This window comes from Pseudoxanthomonas mexicana (assembly GCF_014397415.1).
Taxonomy (GTDB): Bacteria; Pseudomonadota; Gammaproteobacteria; order Xanthomonadales; family Xanthomonadaceae; genus Pseudoxanthomonas_A; species Pseudoxanthomonas_A mexicana.
Genome location: NZ_CP060731.1, coordinates 2,653,757 through 2,671,698 on the forward strand (window position 1 = coordinate 2,653,757; position 17,942 = coordinate 2,671,698).

16 protein-coding genes are annotated in these 17,942 nt (G+C 68.5%); 13 read left to right on the forward strand and 3 right to left on the reverse strand.

Annotated features, from left to right (window positions below; all coding sequences use genetic code 11):
• Nucleotides 1-266 precede the first annotated feature (266 nt).
• From IAE60_RS12440 to IAE60_RS12480, 9 genes are all read left to right on the forward strand, one after another.
• Nucleotides 267-2,630 (forward strand): DNA translocase FtsK, encoded by a 2,364-nt coding sequence (locus IAE60_RS12440; protein WP_187572484.1) that lies wholly within the window; start codon nucleotides 267-269, stop codon nucleotides 2,628-2,630.
• Nucleotides 2,631-2,729: 99 nt separating this feature from the next.
• Nucleotides 2,730-3,353, forward strand: coding sequence for an outer membrane lipoprotein periplasmic chaperone LolA (gene lolA / locus IAE60_RS12445; RefSeq protein WP_187572485.1), 624 nt, complete (start codon nucleotides 2,730-2,732; stop codon nucleotides 3,351-3,353).
• 131 nt (nucleotides 3,354-3,484) lie between these two features.
• Nucleotides 3,485-4,852: a replication-associated recombination protein A gene (locus tag IAE60_RS12450; RefSeq protein ID WP_187572486.1), complete on the forward strand. Its 1,368-nt coding sequence runs from the start codon at nucleotides 3,485-3,487 to the stop codon at nucleotides 4,850-4,852.
• 19 nt (nucleotides 4,853-4,871) lie between these two features.
• On the forward strand, nucleotides 4,872-5,285 hold the full coding sequence (crcB, locus tag IAE60_RS12455) for a fluoride efflux transporter CrcB (protein WP_185896085.1): 414 nt from the start codon (nucleotides 4,872-4,874) through the stop codon (nucleotides 5,283-5,285).
• Nucleotides 5,286-5,488: 203 nt separating this feature from the next.
• On the forward strand, nucleotides 5,489-7,015 hold the full coding sequence (locus IAE60_RS18935) for a hypothetical protein (RefSeq protein WP_202923495.1): 1,527 nt from the start codon (nucleotides 5,489-5,491) through the stop codon (nucleotides 7,013-7,015).
• A gap of 119 nt (nucleotides 7,016-7,134) precedes the next feature.
• The gene (locus IAE60_RS18835; protein ID WP_187572487.1) at nucleotides 7,135-7,557 is read left to right on the forward strand and encodes a hypothetical protein; all 423 of its coding nucleotides are present in this window, start codon (nucleotides 7,135-7,137) and stop codon (nucleotides 7,555-7,557) included.
• Nucleotides 7,554-8,258, forward strand: coding sequence for a C39 family peptidase (locus tag IAE60_RS12470; protein ID WP_162109340.1), 705 nt, complete (start codon nucleotides 7,554-7,556; stop codon nucleotides 8,256-8,258). Before IAE60_RS18835 ends, IAE60_RS12470 begins: the two co-directional genes overlap by 4 nt.
• 1 nt (nucleotide 8,259) lies before the next feature.
• Nucleotides 8,260-8,763 carry a hypothetical protein gene (locus IAE60_RS12475; protein WP_162109341.1) on the forward strand — a complete coding sequence of 168 codons (504 nt, stop codon included), beginning with the start codon at nucleotides 8,260-8,262 and terminating at the stop codon, nucleotides 8,761-8,763.
• Between the two features lie 38 nt (nucleotides 8,764-8,801).
• Nucleotides 8,802-10,295, forward strand: a complete 1,494-nt coding sequence (locus IAE60_RS12480; RefSeq protein ID WP_244966567.1) for a transporter — start codon at nucleotides 8,802-8,804, stop codon at nucleotides 10,293-10,295.
• 21 nt (nucleotides 10,296-10,316) lie between these two features.
• On the opposite strand, the gene IAE60_RS12485 is transcribed toward IAE60_RS12480, so the two are convergent.
• Nucleotides 10,317-10,691, reverse strand: a complete 375-nt coding sequence (locus IAE60_RS12485; RefSeq protein ID WP_187572488.1) for a DUF4345 domain-containing protein — start codon at nucleotides 10,689-10,691, stop codon at nucleotides 10,317-10,319.
• Nucleotides 10,692-10,848: 157 nt separating this feature from the next.
• Between IAE60_RS12485 and IAE60_RS12490 the strand changes: the two genes are divergently transcribed.
• A complete protein-coding gene (locus IAE60_RS12490) occupies nucleotides 10,849-11,292 on the forward strand; it encodes a DUF4124 domain-containing protein (RefSeq protein ID WP_187572489.1) in 444 nt (147 codons plus the stop codon).
• Between the two features lie 18 nt (nucleotides 11,293-11,310).
• Here the strand turns inward: IAE60_RS12490 and hemN are convergent, their stop codons facing one another.
• A complete protein-coding gene (gene hemN, locus IAE60_RS12495; RefSeq protein ID WP_187572490.1) occupies nucleotides 11,311-12,717 on the reverse strand; it encodes an oxygen-independent coproporphyrinogen III oxidase in 1,407 nt (468 codons plus the stop codon).
• A 45-nt stretch (nucleotides 12,718-12,762) separates the two neighbouring features.
• On the reverse strand, nucleotides 12,763-13,998 hold the full coding sequence (locus IAE60_RS12500) for an MFS transporter (protein WP_187574749.1): 1,236 nt from the start codon (nucleotides 13,996-13,998) through the stop codon (nucleotides 12,763-12,765).
• Nucleotides 13,999-14,172: 174 nt separating this feature from the next.
• Here IAE60_RS12500 and IAE60_RS12505 point away from each other — a divergent pair, with 174 nt between their 5' ends.
• From IAE60_RS12505 to IAE60_RS12515, 3 genes are all read left to right on the forward strand, one after another.
• A complete protein-coding gene (locus IAE60_RS12505; protein ID WP_187572491.1) occupies nucleotides 14,173-16,473 on the forward strand; it encodes an FdhF/YdeP family oxidoreductase in 2,301 nt (766 codons plus the stop codon).
• Nucleotides 16,463-17,272, forward strand: coding sequence for a formate dehydrogenase accessory sulfurtransferase FdhD (gene fdhD / locus IAE60_RS12510; protein ID WP_187572492.1), 810 nt, complete (start codon nucleotides 16,463-16,465; stop codon nucleotides 17,270-17,272). The genes IAE60_RS12505 and fdhD overlap by 11 nt, the downstream gene beginning before the upstream one ends.
• A gap of 248 nt (nucleotides 17,273-17,520) precedes the next feature.
• Entirely contained in the window at nucleotides 17,521-17,928 is a 408-nt protein-coding gene (locus IAE60_RS12515) for a DUF4124 domain-containing protein (RefSeq protein ID WP_187572493.1), read from the forward strand.
• Nucleotides 17,929-17,942 lie beyond the last annotated feature (14 nt).

The following is a 17,942-nucleotide window of genomic DNA, read 5'->3' on the forward strand; positions in this document are numbered from 1 at the left end:
AAAAGGGGTGATCGGGCAGGCAACGACGCGTTGGCGCATCATCCGCAGGCACATAGAGTGGCGGGGCGTATCCGGCGAATCAAGGCACGCTGCTGGAATGCGGCGATGCAGCCGGGACCATGCCGGGCTCGATCCAGGACGCTGCGCCACCGCGCGGCGTTTTTGCTATCCGGGCAGACCCACGGTGAGAACGGACCGCTGTTGCCGTACTGACGATTCGTTTACTATCAATCACTAACAGAAATTTCCTAAGGTCTGGTCCCAAGGTGGCGAAGCAGCTCCCGGACAACGGCAAATCCAAGGGCGGCAACGCCGCCGCGCGCAGGCAGGCGTCACCGCCGAACCCGCGCAGGCAGCGCCTGTGGCGCGATCTGGCGCTGATCGCCATCGCGCCGCTGCTGCTTTATCTGCTGGCCAGCCTCTTCACGTTTTCGCCTCAGGACCCCAGTTGGTCGCAGGCGGGCAGCCTGACGGCGCCGGTCCACAACATGGGCGGACTGGCCGGCGCCTACCTGGCCGACATGCTGTTGTGGCTGTTCGGCTACGTCGCCTTCCTGCTGCCGTTGATCCTGGGCGCGGTAGCCTGGATCGCGCTGTTCGGCATGGATACCGACGGTGATGGCGAAGCCGACCTCGGCCCGGCGCTGCGCCTGATCGGCATGGTGGGCTTCCTGATCTCCGCCACCGGCCTGCTGCACCTGCGCGGCGTGCCGGCGGAACATTTTTCGGCCGGTGCCGGCGGCATCCTCGGTACGCTGGTCGGCAAGTCGCTGCTGAAGCTGTTCGGCGGGCTGGGCGGCAACCTGTTCCTGCTCGTGCTGTTCCTGACCTCGGTGACACTGGCGACCGGCCTGTCGTGGTTCGCCGTGATGGAGCGGATCGGCAAGTACGTGCTGATGCTGCCGGACCTGTTCCGCCGCGGCAGCCAGCAGGCCAACGAGTGGCAGCAGACCCGCGCCATGCGCGAGGAACGCGAGACCGTCCGCAAGACCGACGCCATCGCGCGCGCCAAACGCGAGCCGGTGAAGATCGAACCGCCGGCGCCGGCGGTCGTCGAGAAGAGCGAACGTGCCAAGCGCGAGCAGCAGATCCCGCTGTTCCACGGTACCGGCGGCGACGAATCCGGCCTGCCGCCGCTGTCGCTGCTGGACGATCCGAAGCCGCAGACCAAGGGGTACTCGGAAGAGACCCTGGAAACGCTGTCGCGGCAGATCGAGTTCAAGCTCAAGGATTTCCGCATCGACGCCCAGGTGGTCGGCGCCTATCCGGGCCCGGTGATCACCCGCTTCGAGATGGAGCCCGCGCCGGGCGTGAAGGTCAGCCAGATCAGCTCGCTGGACAAGGACATCGCCCGCGGTCTGTCGGTGAAATCGGTGCGCGTGGTCGACGTGATTCCCGGCAAGTCGGTGATCGGCCTGGAGATCCCCAACACCAGCCGCGAGATGATCTTCCTGTCCGAACTGCTGCGTTCGAAGGAATACGACAAGTCCGGCAGCGTCCTCACGCTGGCGCTGGGCAAGGACATCGCCGGCCGCCCGACCGTGGCCGACCTGGCACGCATGCCGCACCTGCTGGTCGCCGGCACCACCGGCTCGGGCAAGTCGGTGGCGGTCAACGCGATGGTGCTGAGCCTGCTGTACAAGGCCTCGCCGAAAGACCTGCGCATGCTGATGATCGACCCGAAGATGCTGGAGCTCAGCGTCTACCAGGGCATCCCGCATCTGCTCGCGCCGGTGGTCACCGACATGAAGGAGGCCGCCAACGGCCTGCGCTGGTGCGTGGCGGAGATGGAGCGCCGCTACAAGCTGATGAGTGCGGTGGGCGTGCGCAACCTGGCCGGCTTCAACAAGAAGGTCAAGGACGCGATGGATGCGGGCCAGCCGTTGATGGACCCGCTGTTCAAGCCGAATCCCGATCTGGCCGAGGCGCCGCGCCCGCTCGAGCCGATGCCGTTCATCGTCATCTTCATCGACGAATTCGCCGACATGATGATGATCGTCGGCAAGAAGGTCGAGGAGCTGATCGCCCGCCTGGCGCAGAAGGCACGCGCCGCCGGCATCCACCTGATCCTGGCCACGCAGCGTCCGTCGGTCGACGTCATCACCGGCCTGATCAAGGCCAATATCCCCACCCGCATCGCCTTTCAGGTCAGCTCGAAGATCGATTCGCGCACGATCCTGGACCAGTCCGGCGCGGAAACGCTGCTTGGCCACGGCGACATGCTGTACCTGCCGCCGGGTACCGCGATGCCGGAACGCATCCACGGCGCCTTCGTCAGCGACGAGGAAGTGCATCGCGTCGTCGAGCATCTCAAGGCCAGCGGCAGCGCGGACTACATCGAAGGCGTGCTGGAGGAAGTCCAGACCATGGGCGATGGCATCGTCGTCGGTCCGACCGGCCTGCCGGAGTCCGGCGGCGGTGGCGGCGACGAGTCCGATCCGCTGTACGACGAGGCGGTGAAGATCGTCACGGAGAGCCGCCGGGCCTCGATATCGGGGGTACAGCGCCGCCTGAAGATCGGCTACAACCGCGCCGCGCGCTTGATCGAAGCCATGGAAGCCGCGGGCGTGGTCAGTCCGCCGGAACACAACGGCGACCGCCAGGTGCTGGCGCCGCCTCCGCCGCGCTGACGCCGCCTGAATGGACGGGGTTGGGGCCGCCCGTGGTCTGCAGCCTGTTCAGTTTCGCCACGGCACACTCCTCACCACGTCCCCACAACCGGAACGCCCATGCTCCGTACCGCCCGCTACGCCCTCCTTGCCACGGCCCTGTTCGCGACCACCGCGCTCGCCGGTGCGCGCGATGAGCTGAAGACGTTCACCACCGGCCTGAAAGGCCTGGATGGCCAGTTCACCCAGAAGGTCTACGACGGAGGCGGCAAGCTCAAGGAAACCTCGAATGGCCGCGTTGCGCTGTCCGCGCCACGCCTGTTCCGCTGGGAGTACAACGCGCCGTACGAGCAACTGATCGTCGCCGACGGCAAGCAGGTGTGGGTCTACGACCCCGACCTGCAGCAGGCGACCGTACGCGAACAGGGCATTGAAGAAGAAAACAGCCCGCTGGCGGCGCTGATCGACCCCAGCAAGCTGGACCGACAGTTCAAGGTCGCCGAAGCAGCCGGGCAGGGTGGTGTGCAGTGGCTCACCCTCACGCCCAAGAACGAAGGCGAGGCCAGCTTCCAGACTGCCCGCCTGGCGTTCGCCAACGGGACGCTGGTCAGCATGGAAGTGAAGGACGCCGTAGGCCAGCGCACCGAGATCCGGTTCTCCGGCTGGAAGCGCAACCCGGCGTTTGCGACGGGCACGTTCAAGTACGCGCCCGCGAAGGGTGTGGACGTGGTCGGCGGCCCGTAAGCCCGAACGCATTCTGGCGGGCGCATGCAACGCCGCCCCCGCATGCGGACATGATCGTGCATCGGGCGTGGTGAGCCGCCGCCGATGATTGCGTGCGCCGCGGCTTCTGCCCGGCGCCGCTACAATGGGCCGTGGCCCGATCGAAAACGCCCCTGGAACCGTCGACCGACCTGTTGAGCGTCGACAACGAAACGCTGCGCCCGCTCGCCGAGCGGATGCGTCCGCGCACGCTGGACGACATGGTGGGCCAGCGCCGGCTGCTCGCGCCGGGCAGTGCGCTGCGCCGCGCCGTGGAAAGCGGCCGCGTGCACTCCATGATCCTGTGGGGCCCGCCGGGCTGCGGCAAGACCACGCTGTCACTGCTGCTGGCACGCTACGCGGACGCCGAGTTCAAGGCGATCTCCGCCGTGCTGTCCGGGCTGCCGGAAGTGCGGCAGGTACTGGCCGAGGCCGCGCAGCGCTTCGCCAGCGGGCGGCGCACGGTGTTGTTCGTGGACGAGGTGCATCGCTTCAACAAGGCGCAGCAGGATGCGTTCCTGCCGCACATCGAGCGCGGCACCATCATCTTCGTCGGTGCGACCACCGAGAATCCCTCGTTCGAACTGAATTCCGCGCTGCTGTCGCGCTGCCGCGTGCACGTGATGGAAGCCGTTTCGCCCGACGACATCCGTCAGGCGCTGCAGGCCGCGCTGGATGACGCGGAGCATGGACTCGGCGGCCTGGGCCTGCAGGTCGATGACGCCGCGCTGCTCGAGATCGCTGCCGCCGCAGACGGCGACGTGCGGCGCGCGCTCACCCTGCTGGAGATCGCCGCCGAGCTGGCGGCCGACGAAGGCGGACGCATCACGCCGCAGACGCTGGTGCAGGTGCTGGCCGACCGGACGCGACGCTTCGACAAGGGCGGAGAACAGTTCTACGACCAGATCTCCGCGCTGCACAAGTCGGTACGCAGTTCCAATCCCGATGGCGCGGTGTACTGGCTGGCGCGCATGCTGGATGGCGGCTGCGATCCGTCCTACCTGGCACGCAGGATGACGCGCATGGCGGTGGAGGACATCGGCCTGGCCGATCCGCGCGCCCTGCAGATGGCGATCGATGCCTGGGATACGTACGAGCGCCTGGGCAGTCCGGAAGGCGACCTGGCGCTGGCGCAGCTGGTGATCTACCTGGCCAGCACCGCCAAGTCGAATGCCGGCTACAGGGCGTTCAACGCCGCCAAGGCCGACGTGCGCGAGCACGGCACGCAGGAGGTGCCCATGCACCTGCGCAACGCGCCGACCAAGCTGATGAAGTCGCTGGGCTACGGCACCGGCTACCAGTACGACCACGATGCCGAGGGCGGCATCGCGCTGGACCAGACGGCGTTCCCGGATGCGATGGGCGAGCGCATCTACTACGCGCCGGTCGAACGCGGGCTGGAGATCAAGCTCAAGGAAAAACTCGACCGCCTGCGTGAGGCGCGCGTGCAGGCGCGCCGCGCGTCCGGGCGCGAAGACTGAGCGGACAGGAGCACGACGCATGCCGGTACAGGCCTGGGTATGGTGGCAGCAACTGGGGCTGGTGATGGCCGGCGGCGCGCTGGGTGCCGCCGCGCGCTTCTGGCTAGGCGGCGTGTTGATGCGGCACCTCGGCAGCGGGTTCCCGTGGGGGACGTTCGCCGTGAACATGATCGGCTCGTTCGCGGCCGGTTTCCTGGCGATCTGGCTGGAATCGCGCGGCCCCTCGGCGCTGTACTGGCGTGCATTCCTGATGGTGGGTGTGCTGGGCGCTCTGACCACGTACTCGGCGCTGATGGTGGAATGCCTGCTGTTCGCGCGCAGTGACCGGCAGGGCCTGGTGCCTGCGTATCTGGCCGTCACCCTGGTGGGCGGTCTGGCGCTGGTCTGGCTTGGCGCACGCCTTGCCGGCCTGCTCCGCGGCTCCGCCTGGTAGCGGCACAACGTCCACGCCGGACGCGTCCGGCCACCTCCCATGCGCTCATGACAGGCCCGGTCCGCCTGCGGACGAGCGGCGCGTGCCGGAACGAAAATTTAACGCCTGAGGCGGATACGCCTAACGATTCCCGTGCAAACGTGACCCGCGTCGCTCTTTAGGGGCTTCCCCTGGGCTCCGGATCGACCACAAGGAGAATCAACATGTGCATTCGCAAGACACTGATCGCTTCGGCGGTACTGCTGGCACTCGGTACGACGGGACAGGCACTCGCGCAACAGACCAACAACGAGAGCGGACGGGGTGACGACATCCTTGTCAACCTCGCTGTGGACATGAGCAACAACAGCACCAACACGGACAACAGCGACAACTCGGACAACTCGGACAACTCCGACAATTCCGATCACAGCGACAACAGCTCCCACGACGGCGACAACCGCGACAACCGGGGGCGCGCCAATGCGGAAGGATTCGGCTCGACCGCCGCGAACAACGGCAGCACGGCCACATCCACCTTCTCCAACTCCTTCAACCACAGCAAGGCGGTCGCCGAAACCAAGCTCATGGGCTCGGTGTCGGGCGTCACCGTGCACGACATCGGCAACGTCGCGCAGAACTGGGGCGACGCCAATGGCGGTGACGGCGGCAAAGGCGGTGCCGGCTACGGCGGCAAGGGATACGGCGGAAGCGCGGCCGGCGGCACCGGCAATGGCGGTGACGGCGGCGATGGCGGCAACGGTGGCAGCGGCGGCAGTGGTGGCGATGCCAACAACGGCAGCGCGACCGCGGGCGACTCGTCCAACGGCAGCGCCACCATCGGTGATGCGACTGCGGGCAACGGCGGCCGCGGCGGCAACGCCAACGATACCGGTGGCGCCAATGGCGGCGACGGCCAGGGATGGGGCGCGGACGGCAACGCGACGGCCGGCGACGGTCGCGGCCGCGGCGGCGATGCCGGCGGCTGGGGCGGTGACGGCGGCGGGGCCAGTGGTGCGTCCGGCGGCGATGCCGGCAGCATGAGCGGCGACACCGGTTCCATTGCGGGGGCCTCGGGTGGCGACGCCGGTGCGGGCAGCGGCAACGTGCGCGAGCGCGGCAACGGTGACGGGACCAGCGGCGACGGCACGGCCACCGGCGGTGCCGGGACCTCGGGCGACGCGACTGCGACCGGTGGCGCCAGCACGGCGACCGCGGGTGCGGGCACCTCGGGCGACGGCACGGGTACGGGCGGCGACGGCTCCGGCACCGGCGGTGCAGGCTCCGGCACGGGTGGCGATGCCACCGGCACCGGTGGTGCAGGCAATGGCTGGGGCGGGGCCGGCGGCAGCGTGACCGCGACCGCAGGCAACGGCGGCGACGGCGGCGATGCCAGCAACGGCGATGCCACCAACGGCGGCGCGTCGTCCAGTGCCAGCAATGGCGACGCCACGGCCGGCAACGGCGCCAGTGGTGCGGTGGGTGCGACCGGTGGTGCGGGCGGCGTCGGCAACGGCGGCGACGGCAACGGCGGTGACGGCAACGGCGGCGTGGGCAACGGCGCGACCGGCGGAGCCGGCGGCGCAGGCGGTTCGGTCGCGGTCGACGCGGGTGCGTTCGACATGTCCAACAACATGACGAGCGTCGGGCAGTCGGCGGCCGGCATCATGGTGGCGGCGCAGAACAGCGGCATGGCCTCGCTGATCCAGCAGGGCATCACCGTCCAAGCCAACCTGACCGTAGGCCCATAAGCGATCCGCCGGCGTCCCGGCCCGTACGGCCGGGGCGCTCCGCGCGGACGTCGGGCGCCCCGCTTCGCGGCGGGGCGCCTTGAGGCCGCACGGTGGACGCATGGCAAGGGAGACTGACCATGCATACGCACCAACAGGCCGGGTTGCGCATCGCAACCTGTGGATTGCTCGTCCTGGCGTTCGCCGCTTCGGCCGAAGACGGCATCGCGACCGGCGCCGCACAGGCACCCGTACTCGTGCTCGAATCCCCCGTACCGGAGCTCCCGGTCGTGGCGGTCAGCGAACTGGGCCACGCCGTCGCGGTGGACCGGCTGTCCGCCCTGCGGGGAGGCGACGGCAGCCAGACCGAGAACCTCATCAATGTCGATGGTTCCGTGGACGACAACACGGCGCACCACATCACCAGCGGCACCAACAGCATCGCCGACGGCGCCTTCAGCAACGCCAGCGGCATCAACACGGTCATCCAGAATTCCGGCAGCAACGTGCTGATCCAGAACGCGATGATCGTGACCGTCGACTTCGCCGGCGGCCCGCAATGAAACGTCGCGTCCGGTCCTGGCGATGGCCTGCCTACGCGGCACTGGCCTGCGCGTTCGCCGTACTGGGCGGCGCGTCGGCCGCGACCAGCGACGTGCGCGTGCCCGGCGGCGCCTACAACGTCCGCCTGACCAGCCTGAAGGAAGCGCGCTTCAAGACCACGTTGCCGCAGCAGTACGACTTCAGCTGCGGCTCCGCGGCCACGGCCACGCTGCTGACGCACCAGTACGGCCATCCGGTCAGCGAAGTGGACGTGTTCGTGCAGATGTACAACAACGGCGACCAGGCGCGCATCCGCAAGGAAGGCTTCTCGCTGCTGGACATGCGCCGCTACCTGCGCTCGAAGGGCTACGAGGCGGATGGCTTCGAGCTTCCGCTGGACAAGCTGCAGCAGGAGAACGTCCCGGCGATCGTGCTGCTCAACGATCGCGGCTACCGCCACTTCGTCGTGGTGAAGGGGCTGCGCGACGGCCGCGTGCTGTTGGGCGATCCGGCACGGGGCACGCGCGCGATGCCGCGCTCGCGCTTCGAAGCGCTGTGGGACAACCGGGTGATGTTCGTGGTGCACAACCAGCGCCAACGCGCCCGCTTCAACCAGGCCCGTGACTGGCAGACCGCTCCTCCGGCGCCGCTCGACATGGGAATCCAGCGCGACGGCCTGCGCAACGTCACCGTGCCCCGGCGCGGTCCAGGAGACATCTGACATGGACGCAAGACGACACCCGGCCCTTCGCCTGGCGCTGCTGCTGGCGGTACTGCTGGTTCCCTCTGGCGCGCGCGGGCAGGGTGGCGAACTGGGCACCGAATGGCAGCCGGTGGATCCGGCGCGGCTGGCGCAGATGCGCGGCGGCTTCCAGATGCCGTCGGGCATGATGCTGTCGTTCGGCATCGAGCGCGTGGTGTTCCTCAATGGCGAACTGACCGCGCGCATCGCCGTGCAGATTCCCGACGTGGCGCGCATCACGCCCGAGCAGGCCCAGGCCCTGGCCGACTTCAACCGCGGCATGGTGGTGCAGATCGGCGAGGGCAACCGCTTCGATCCGGCCCAGGTCGCCGGCGGGCTGGTCATCCAGAACACGCTGGACGACCAGGACATCCGCACGCTCACCCGCATCGAAGTGGGCGTGGACACGCTGGGCGCCTACCAGAGCCTCAATGCCAACGGCGCGCTGACCGATGCGCTGATCCGCGCGCCGGGCGGCCCCTGATCCGCACGCCGTCCTCCACGCACACGAAGGGGAACACCATGAAAGGGACGTCTCTGATCGAAGTGGCACCGCTGGCGCTTGCCGTGGGGCTGGGCGTGCAGGCCGGACAGGCGAGGGCGCAGGTGGGGGTCGATCCCGCCCCTCCAGTATCGCCGGTCCCCCTGCAGCCCTACGAAATCACCGCCGACGCACGCCTGGACGCGCTGCAGCGGCAGCTCAACGAACAGACCCAGCGCCTGCAGCAGATGCGCGAGGCGATGCTGGCGCAGGAGCAGCAGATCTTCAGCCTGCAGAATGCGCTGAACGAGGAAATCCTGGCCAATGCACGCGCACGCGGCGCGCCGGCGCCGGTCATCGTGCCGTCGCTGAACCAGGCGCCGACCTTCCGCGACACGCCGGCGCCCGAGCCCACCTACATGGTGGTCGGTCCCTCGCCGCCACCTGCGTCCGCTGCCGTTGCGCCGGTCGCATCCGCCGGCCAGGGCGTGCAGGTCGCGCAGGCCGGTGCGCCTGCGCAGCAGACGGACGGCACGCAGGCGCCGCAGCGCGTGGGGCAGGCGCCCGAAAGCGACTCGCGCCCGCCGGAAGTGGCGCAGATCTTCGACCAGCCCGGCGTGCTGACGCCCAAGAACAAACTGGTGCTGGAGCCGGCCCTGCAGTACGGCTATTCGGCCAACGACCGCGTCGCCCTGGTGGGCTACACCATCATCCCGGCCATCCTGATCGGCCTGATCGACGTGCGCCAGGTGAAGACCACCACCGCCGTGGCCACGCTGACCGGCCGCTATGGCGTGAGCCGGCGCATGGAGGTGGAAGCCAAGGTGCCGTACGTTTACATCCACAGCGACACCGTCAGCCGCGAGATCTTCACCGGCTCGGCGCAGGACCGCGTGTTCAACGCGCGCGGCAGCGGCATCGGCGACGTGGAAGTCACCGGCCGCTACCAGCTCAACCGCGGCGGCCCCGACAAGCCGTTCTACATCGCCTGGCTGCGTTACAAGAGCAGGACGGGACAGGACCTGTTCGACGTGACCACCGATTGCGTGACCCGCTGCGTGGCCAACACGACCGGCACCGGCCTGCCGCTGGACCTGCCGACAGGCAGTGGCTTCAACGCGGTACAGCCCGGCCTGACCTGGCTGTATCCCTCCGACCCGGTGGTGTTCTTCGGCAGCTTCAGCTACCTGCACAACTTCAAGCGCAGCAACGTCTCGCGCCGCGTGCTGGGCGGGCAGACCGAATTCCTGGGCGACATCAAGGCCGGCGACATCATCGGCTTCAATCTGGGCATGGGCCTGGCGTTGAACGAGAAGGCCGCCATCAGCATCGGCTACGACCAGAGCATCGTCGGCAAGACCAAGCAGGACGGGCGGGAAGTCGCCGGTGCGGTGCGCACCACGCTGGGCACCTTGCTGCTGGGCGGCACGTACCGCTTCAGCGACCGCATGTCGTTGAACGTCGCGCTCGGCGTGGGCGTCACCCGTGACACGCCGGACCTGACGCTCACCGCGCGCGTTCCGATCAACTTCTGAGGCGCGCTCGCCGCGCCTGGTTCAGACGGACCGGCCCTGCCACCACAACCCAAAGGCCGCCGCCAGCATCAGCCACTCGGTCACCGCGAGCGCGAGCGTAGCGGTTTCCACCGGCCACCAGCGCAGCAGGGCGACGCTGCGGAACAGCACGATGGGCAGGTAGAGCGCCATCGCCAGGACCAGGCCCGTGCGCATCTGCTGGGTCCAGGCGAACCACGCGAACAGGAAGGCAAGGCCCAGCTGCAGGCCACCGTAGATGGTCAGATACTCGGTCTGCCCGGACCGCGTCAGCGATGCGTAGCCGACGGCCGCGGCGGTGCGCGCGGGTGCCAGCGTGCACCACACGGCCAGCAGCAGGTAGATCGCCGCGTTGAGGTACAGATAGGCGCTGGTCATGGTGTTGCTCCTGCAATGGAATGACGCGGTTCTCGCATGGCAGGGGGTGATGGCGCAGTGAATGCGCGGAGAAATCCGATGCCCGCATGCGGTGTGCGCCGATGCCACGCCCGGATGATCCACGCGATCCTGCGTGCCCGCCCTCAAGGAACGCGCCATGTCCCGCTCCCATGCCCCTGCAGGACGCCTGCTGCTGGCCTGCGTGCTCATCGCATTGGGCTCGTCCACGTGGGGCAGCGATCCCGTCTACAAGTGCCGCGACCACGCCGGCCAGGCGCACTACCAGGCCAGTCCATGCCCGGCCACGCAGCACACGGAATGGAGGCGCGAGTATCCGGACAAACCCTCTGCGCAGACGGACACCCGCCCCATTGCGGCCCGCGTGGCGGAGCAGCCACACCCAACCGTTAGCCGACGTGCTGACCACAGGCCACGCCGTGGCGCGGCGGCCCAGGGCGCGGTGATCTCGCTGTATCGCGACCCGGCCGCCTGCGAACGCGCGCGGCAGGCCCGCGACAGGGCGCACGCGCGGTTGGGGCTGCGCCGGGACTTCGCCACCAGCCGTCGCCTGGACGACCGCGTCCACGACGCCTGCCGCTGAACGTCGGCGTCGGCCGGATCAGACCGTGCGGGAGAACCGGGGCGCGTCGGGGGCGGGCGTGGCCGGCAGGTAGCGGTCGAAGCACATCGCGATCACGCGCAGCAGCAGGCGGCCCTTGGCCGTGGCCTGGAAACCCACCCGCGTGAAGGTCAGCAGGCCGTCGTCGGCCAGCGCCTGCAGGCGGGGCAGGGCGTCGGCGAAGTACTCCGCGAAGTCGATGCCATAGCGCCGTCCCACGCGTGCGTAGTCCAGTCGCCCGTGGCACATCAATTCCTGAATGACCTCCGCGCGCAGCACGTCGTCACGGTCCAGCGGCATCCCGCGCCAGACCGGCAGGCGACCGTCGTCGATGGCGCGTTCCCAGCTGGCGATGTCGCGCGGGTTCTGGCTGAAGCTGTCGCCGATGTGGCTGATGGCGCTCACGCCGAACCCGATCAGGTCGCTGTCGGCATGGGTGGTGTAGCCCATGAAGTTGCGGTGCAGGTCGCCGCGTGCCTGCGCGCGCGCCAGTTCGTCCTCCGGCAGCGCGAAATGGTCCATGCCGATGTACACGTAGCCGGCCGCGCCCAGGCGCTCGATCGCGCACTGCAGCAGCGCCAGCTTGTCCTCCGCGCTGGGCAGATCCTCCAGCACGATGCGCTGCTGCGGCTTGAACAGCTGCGGCAGGTGCGCATAGCTGTACACGGCGATGCGGTCCGCACGCGCCTGCACCACGATGTCCAGCGTGCGCTCGAAGCCTTCGCGGGTCTGCTTGGGCAGGCCGTAGATCAGGTCGATGTTGACCGACCGCATGCCGTGCTCGCGGCACGCGGCCACGATGGCCAGCGTGTCCTCCACGCTCTGCTCGCGGTTGACCGCCTTCTGTACCTTCGGGTCGAAATCCTGCACGCCCAGGCTGGCCCGGTTGAAGCCCACCTTCGCGAGTTCGGCGATGTCATCCGGCGTGACGAAGCGCGGATCCAGCTCGATGGAAAAATCCATCGTCTCGCGCGGTGCGAAGCTGAACTGGCTGCGCAGTTCGGCCACGCAGTCCGCGATCTGGGCCGGGGTAAGGAAATTCGGTGTGCCGCCACCAAAGTGCAGCTGGACCACGGGACGGCCACTGTCGAACAGCGGCGCCATCCGCGCGATCTCGCGGTACAGGTAGTCCAGGTAAACCTCGCCGCGGGCCTTGTCGCGGGTGATCACGCGGTTGCAGCCGCAGTAGAAGCACGGACTGGTGCAGAACGGGATGTGCACGTACAGCGACAGCGGCCGCGCGTGTTCCTGCTGGTTGCTCGCCCGCGCATGCTCGCGCAACTGCTGTGCACCGAAGTTGCCGCTGAACTGCGGCGCGGTCGGATAGGAGGTGTAGCGGGGGCCCGGCGTGTCGTAGCGCCGCAGCAGGTCCGCATCGAACAGGGGGGAAGGGGAGACTTTGCCCATGCGGCACAGGCTAGGGCGCCGCATCTTCCCCCGCATTGATCGGGATCAATTCCGCGCCGGTTCCCCGCGTCCGTGGTCGGCCGTATCGGGAATCTCCGGCAGCATCTCCAGCGCGGTCGGCGTGGTGCGCAGCATGGGGTGGAACCGGCCTGGATGCAGCAGCCGGCGCGCCTTGAACAGGCGGCGGCCGCCGGCCACCAGTGCCAACAGGCCCAAGGTGCAGGCGAAGAACAGCGGCAGTGCCTCCGCACCGAAGCGCTGCATCAGCGCACCGGCCACGGCGGGCCCGATCGCGGCGCCGATGCCGTTGAGCAGCAGCAACGCACTGCAGCCTGCGAGCAGCTGTTCGCCCGGCAGACGATCCAGCAGGTGCGCGACGGCCAGGGGATACAGCGCGAATGCCAGACCGCCGAACAGGAAGAACAGGGCGTGCGCCTGACTCTCGAAGCGCAGCGCGAGCAGGGCGGTAGCCGCGCCTGCGGCGGCGACCAGCGCCAACGTGCTGCGGCGGTCGCCACGATCGGACAGGCGGCCGATCGGCAACTGCAGGGCGGCGCCGCCGATGATGCTCACGGCCATGAAGGTACCGACGCCTGCGCGATCCAGCCCCAGCGAGGCCGCATACACGGCGCCCATGCCCCAGAACGCGCCCAGCGCCAGGCCGGCGAGCACCGCGCCGGCGGCCGCACTCGGCGCTGCCCGGCAGATCTCCAGCAGGTGCACCTTCGGAGCGACGGTCATCACCGGCGGCGAAAGCCGTGTCGCGCTGACCGGCAGGATGGCCAGCGCGAACAGGATCGCCACGACGCTGAACAGCACCGGGCTGCGCGGAGGCTGCAGGTCGAGCAACAGCTGGCCGGCCGCCAGGGCGAGCAGCGAGACCACCATGTACACGCCAAACACGCGGCTGCGATGCTCGGGCGCGGCCTGCGCGTTCAACCAGCTTTCGATCACCGTGCACAGTCCGACCAGCGACATGCCGGTGACCACGCGCAGCAGCATCCACCCGACAGGCTCCCTCCACAGCGGGTACACCAGCACCGCCGCCGCCGCGAGCGCGGCATGGAACGCGAAAGCACGGATGTGGCCAACGCGCCGGATCAGAGGCGGCGCCGTGAACGTACCCAGGAAGAAGCCAACGAAGTAGCCCGACATCACGAGGCCCGTCGTGCGCTCGCCCCAACCTTCCGCCTGGCTGCGCATGGCCAGCAGCGTTCCAAGCAGGCCATTTCCACCCAGCAGCAGCGCAACGCTGGCGAGCAGGGCAGTGAGCGGAAGCAGGAGGCGGATCACGGGAGGCAGGCGGTACCGGGGCAGGGGAGGTCCACATGCTAGCAACCCGATGCTGAGCGTCCGGTTCACGGGCGCCACGCATGCATGACGCATGCATGCCGTGCGAAGCCATCGGGTATCCTGCAGGCGTCTCTTTCTCCGGCACGCAAGGGCAGGGATCCGATGAGTGAGCGCAAGGTCCCGGGCATCGACGAGTACGACGGCGCAGCCGGCGGATGGGGCGCACTCGCCGCCGTCGCACGCGCGGTGAAGGGCCAGATGGCGGTCGGCCGCGAAACCGCCGCCCTGCGACGCGTCAACCAGCCCACCGGTTTCGACTGCCCGGGCTGCGCCTGGCCGGATCCGCAGCACACCTCGTCGTTCGAGTTCTGCGAGAACGGTGCCAAGGCGGTGTCGTGGGAAGCCACCGGCAAGCGCGCGACTCCGGACTTCTTCGCACGCCACACGCTGGCGGAACTGTGGGAATGGAGCGACCACGCGCTGGAGGACGAAGGCCGGCTGACGCATCCGATGGCGTACGACGCCGATGCGGACCGCTACGTGCCGATCGGCTGGGACGAAGCCTTCGCCCGCATCGGCGCGGCGCTGCGGGCGTTGCCGCATCCCGACATGGCCGAGTTCTACACCTCCGGCCGCACGTCCAACGAGGCCGCCTTCCTGTACCAGCTGATGGTGCGCGAGTATGGCACCAACAACTTCCCCGACTGCTCCAACATGTGCCACGAGGCCACCAGCGTGGGGCTGCCCGCATCCATCGGCGTGGGCAAGGGCACGGTGACGCTGGACGATTTCGCCCTGTGCGACGCGCTTTTCAGCTTCGGCCACAATCCCGGCACCAACCACCCGCGCATGCTGTCCACGCTGCGCGAGGTATCGAAGCGGGGCGTGCCCATCGTGGCGGTGAATCCGCTGCGCGAACGCGGCCTGGAGCGCTTCACCTCGCCACAGCATCCCGGGGAGATGCTGACCAACACCGCCACCCCGATCGCCCAGACCTATTACCAGGTGAAGATCGGCGGCGACCTGGCGCTGCTGAAAGGCATGATGAAGTGGCTGCTGGAGGCCGACGCGGCGGATCTGGCTGCCGGCGGTGCCGGCGTGCTGGACCATGCTTTCATCGCCGAACACACCGAGGGCCTGGACGCGCTTCGCGACGACCTGGCACAGACGTCGTGGGACGACGTGGTGGCGCAGTCGGGCCTGTCGCGCGACGACATCGCCGCGGCCGCACGCCTCTATGCGCAGGCCGAGCGGGTGATCCTCTGCTACGGCATGGGCATGACCCAGCACCGCCGCGGCACGCAGAATGTGCAGCAGATGGCCAACCTGTTGTTGCTGCGCGGGAACATCGGCAAGCCCGGCGCCGGCATCGCACCGATCCGCGGTCACTCCAACGTGCAGGGCGACCGCACGGTGGGCATCACGGAAAAGCCGACGCAGGCGCTGGTCGATGCCATCAGGCAGCGTTACGGCTTCGCGTTTCCGCTCACCCATGGCCACGATGCGGTGGACGCCGTGCGTGCCATCCGCGACGGGCGCTCGCGTGCGCTCGTCTGCATGGGCGGCAACCTGGCCGTGGCGATGCCGGACCCGGACACCACGATCCCGGCGATGCGCAATCTTGACCTGGCCGTGCATATCGCCACCAAGTTGAACCGCTCGCACCTGATCCCCGCCCGGCAGGCGTTCCTGCTGCCGTGCCTGGGCCGCACCGAGCGCGATGTGCAGGCCAGCGGCCTGCAATCGGTGACGGTGGAGGATTCGATGTCGATGGTGCACGCCTCGCAGGGCGGGTTGCCGCCGGCGTCCGAGCACCTGCTGTCCGAACCCGCCATCGTCGCCGGCATCGCCAAGGCCACGCTGCCGCAGACGAAGGTGGACTGGGATGGGCTGGTCGGCGATTACGACCGCATCCGCGACGATATCGAAGCGGTGTTCCCCATCTTCAGGGATTTCAACCGGCGCGTGCGCGAGCCGGGTGGGTTCCGGCTGTACATCGGCGCATCGGAGCGCGACTGGGGCGCGGCGGGCAAGGCGCGTTTCCTGGTCGCGCCCGGGCTGGGCGAGGATCCGGCAGGTGACGGGGACGCCTTGCTGACGCTGACCACGGTGCGTTCGCACGATCAGTACAACACCACCATCTACGGCTTCGACGACCGCTACCGCGGCGTCAGTGGGCGGCGCGACGTGGTGTTCCTCAACCGCAACGACATGCGGGCGCGTGGCCTGCAGTCGGGCGACCGGATCGAAGTGGAATCGCGCGTCGGTGACGCCGTGCGCCGGCTCTCGGGCTTCATCGCAGTCGAATACGACCTGCCGCGCGGCTCGGCGGCGATGTACTACCCGGAAGGCAACCGGCTGGTGCCGTTGGACAGCCACGATCCGCACTCGGGCACGCCGGCCTACAAGTCGATTCCCGTCATGGTGAGCAAGCTCGACGATCCGGCCGTCCATGCCGGCTGATCGCGTCGACGGAGTGGCTTGGCGCGAGGTCGTCGATGTCGCCGGCGGCGTGTCGGCCGTGCGCCGTGACCAGGTGGCCGAGGAGGTTCCGCTGGCGATCCACTGCAACGGCGAGCCGTTGGCGGTGATGATGGTGTCGCCGTGCGACCTGGAGGATTTCGCGCACGGCTTCGCGCTGACCGAACTCGGGCTGGGGCCGGCCGATCTCGTTTCGGTGGTCCTGCAGTCGTTGCTGGAGGGCATCCAGTTGGATCTCCGCACACGCGATCCCTTGCCTGCACGCGCCTTGGATCCGCAGCGCTGGCTGCCAGGCCGCAGTGGCTGCGGCATCTGCGGTCACCGGCATCTGGAGGATGTGGTCAGACAACCTGCGGCCGTGGGGCAGGGGAGTGCCATTGCATCTTCCGCGCTGGAGGTGGCGCTGCGCCAGATCGAGCAGCGGCAGCCGTTGAATGCGGCCACCGGCGCGATCCACGCGGCGGCATGGGCGAGGGTGGATGGCTCGCTGGTCCTGGTCCGCGAGGATGTCGGGCGCCACAACGCGCTGGACAAGTTGATCGGCGCCATGCAGCGCGAAGGTGTCGATCCGGCATCGGGCTTCGCGCTGGTCACCAGCCGCGCGAGCTACGAGATGGTGGCGAAGGCCGCGACGGCCGGCATCCCGCTGCTGGCCGCGATGTCGGCGCCGACGGCATTGGCAGTGGACCTGGCGACGGGATGCGGAATGACGTTGGTGGGGTTTCTGCGCGCGGGTCGATATGTGGTTTACAGCCATGCTCATCGGCTTGCATCAGACTGAAGATGCTCCGTTAAGTACTGCAGGGCATCGCTGGTAAAGAAAGCCATCATCATGGGCGGTTGCGCCCGTCGCGCAAGCTGAGCCTGCCTCCGCTGGCACCGTGGTCGGCTACCGCCCCGGATCGCGTGGCGACTTGTTCCCGCGCAGCCCCGGCTACGATCCGGGAAATACCTACACGGGGCTGACTACAGGGCTCTAGGCCGGTCGATTTGAAGGTATATTCGCGCCCAGCAGCGTAGGGGTGCGCAATGAAATGGATTTTTGGAGTGCTGCTGGCCGGGCTTGCGGTCAGTGCTGGGGCTCAATCTGTCTACAAGTGTCGGGATGCCAAAGGGCAGCCGGTCTATCAGTCTGACCCGTGCCCGGACGCCGAGAAGCGCTGGGACACCCAGCCGTCTACCACGACGTGGGACGACTATTACAAGCGCCAAGCGGCTGATCGCAAGATTGCGGCGGATCGTCGGCACATGCGGGCAAGAGCGCGGGATATTTCCGCCGGCGGAGGGCCTGTTGGGACCGCCGTCACCTCTTCCAATGCAAACGCTTGTGCTGACGCGAAGCGCGCACGCGATAAAGCGTACGAAGCTATGGGAGTCAGTCGGACCTTTGAGGCCTCGCGCTATTGGGACAATCTCGTCTGGAACGCCTGCAAGTAAATTCCATTTCGGAG

Bases quoted from the DNA above. Each gene is read 5' to 3' on its own strand.
- lolA (WP_187572485.1), top strand. From the start codon at position 2,730: ATGCTCCGTACCGCCCGCTACGCCCTCCTTGCCACGGCCCTGTTCGCG.
- crcB (WP_185896085.1), top strand. From the start codon at position 4,872: ATGCCGGTACAGGCCTGGGTATGGTGGCAGCAACTGGGGCTGGTGATG.
- IAE60_RS18935 (WP_202923495.1), top strand. From the start codon at position 5,489: ATGTGCATTCGCAAGACACTGATCGCTTCGGCGGTACTGCTGGCACTC.
- IAE60_RS18835 (WP_187572487.1), top strand. From the start codon at position 7,135: ATGCATACGCACCAACAGGCCGGGTTGCGCATCGCAACCTGTGGATTG.
- IAE60_RS12470 (WP_162109340.1), top strand. From the start codon at position 7,554: ATGAAACGTCGCGTCCGGTCCTGGCGATGGCCTGCCTACGCGGCACTG.
- IAE60_RS12475 (WP_162109341.1), top strand. From the start codon at position 8,260: ATGGACGCAAGACGACACCCGGCCCTTCGCCTGGCGCTGCTGCTGGCG.
- IAE60_RS12480 (WP_244966567.1), top strand. From the start codon at position 8,802: ATGAAAGGGACGTCTCTGATCGAAGTGGCACCGCTGGCGCTTGCCGTG.
- IAE60_RS12485 (WP_187572488.1), bottom strand. From the start codon at position 10,691: ATGACCAGCGCCTATCTGTACCTCAACGCGGCGATCTACCTGCTGCTG.
- IAE60_RS12490 (WP_187572489.1), top strand. From the start codon at position 10,849: ATGTCCCGCTCCCATGCCCCTGCAGGACGCCTGCTGCTGGCCTGCGTG.
- hemN (WP_187572490.1), bottom strand. From the start codon at position 12,717: ATGGGCAAAGTCTCCCCTTCCCCCCTGTTCGATGCGGACCTGCTGCGG.
- IAE60_RS12505 (WP_187572491.1), top strand. From the start codon at position 14,173: ATGAGTGAGCGCAAGGTCCCGGGCATCGACGAGTACGACGGCGCAGCC.
- fdhD (WP_187572492.1), top strand. From the start codon at position 16,463: ATGCCGGCTGATCGCGTCGACGGAGTGGCTTGGCGCGAGGTCGTCGAT.
- IAE60_RS12515 (WP_187572493.1), top strand. From the start codon at position 17,521: ATGAAATGGATTTTTGGAGTGCTGCTGGCCGGGCTTGCGGTCAGTGCT.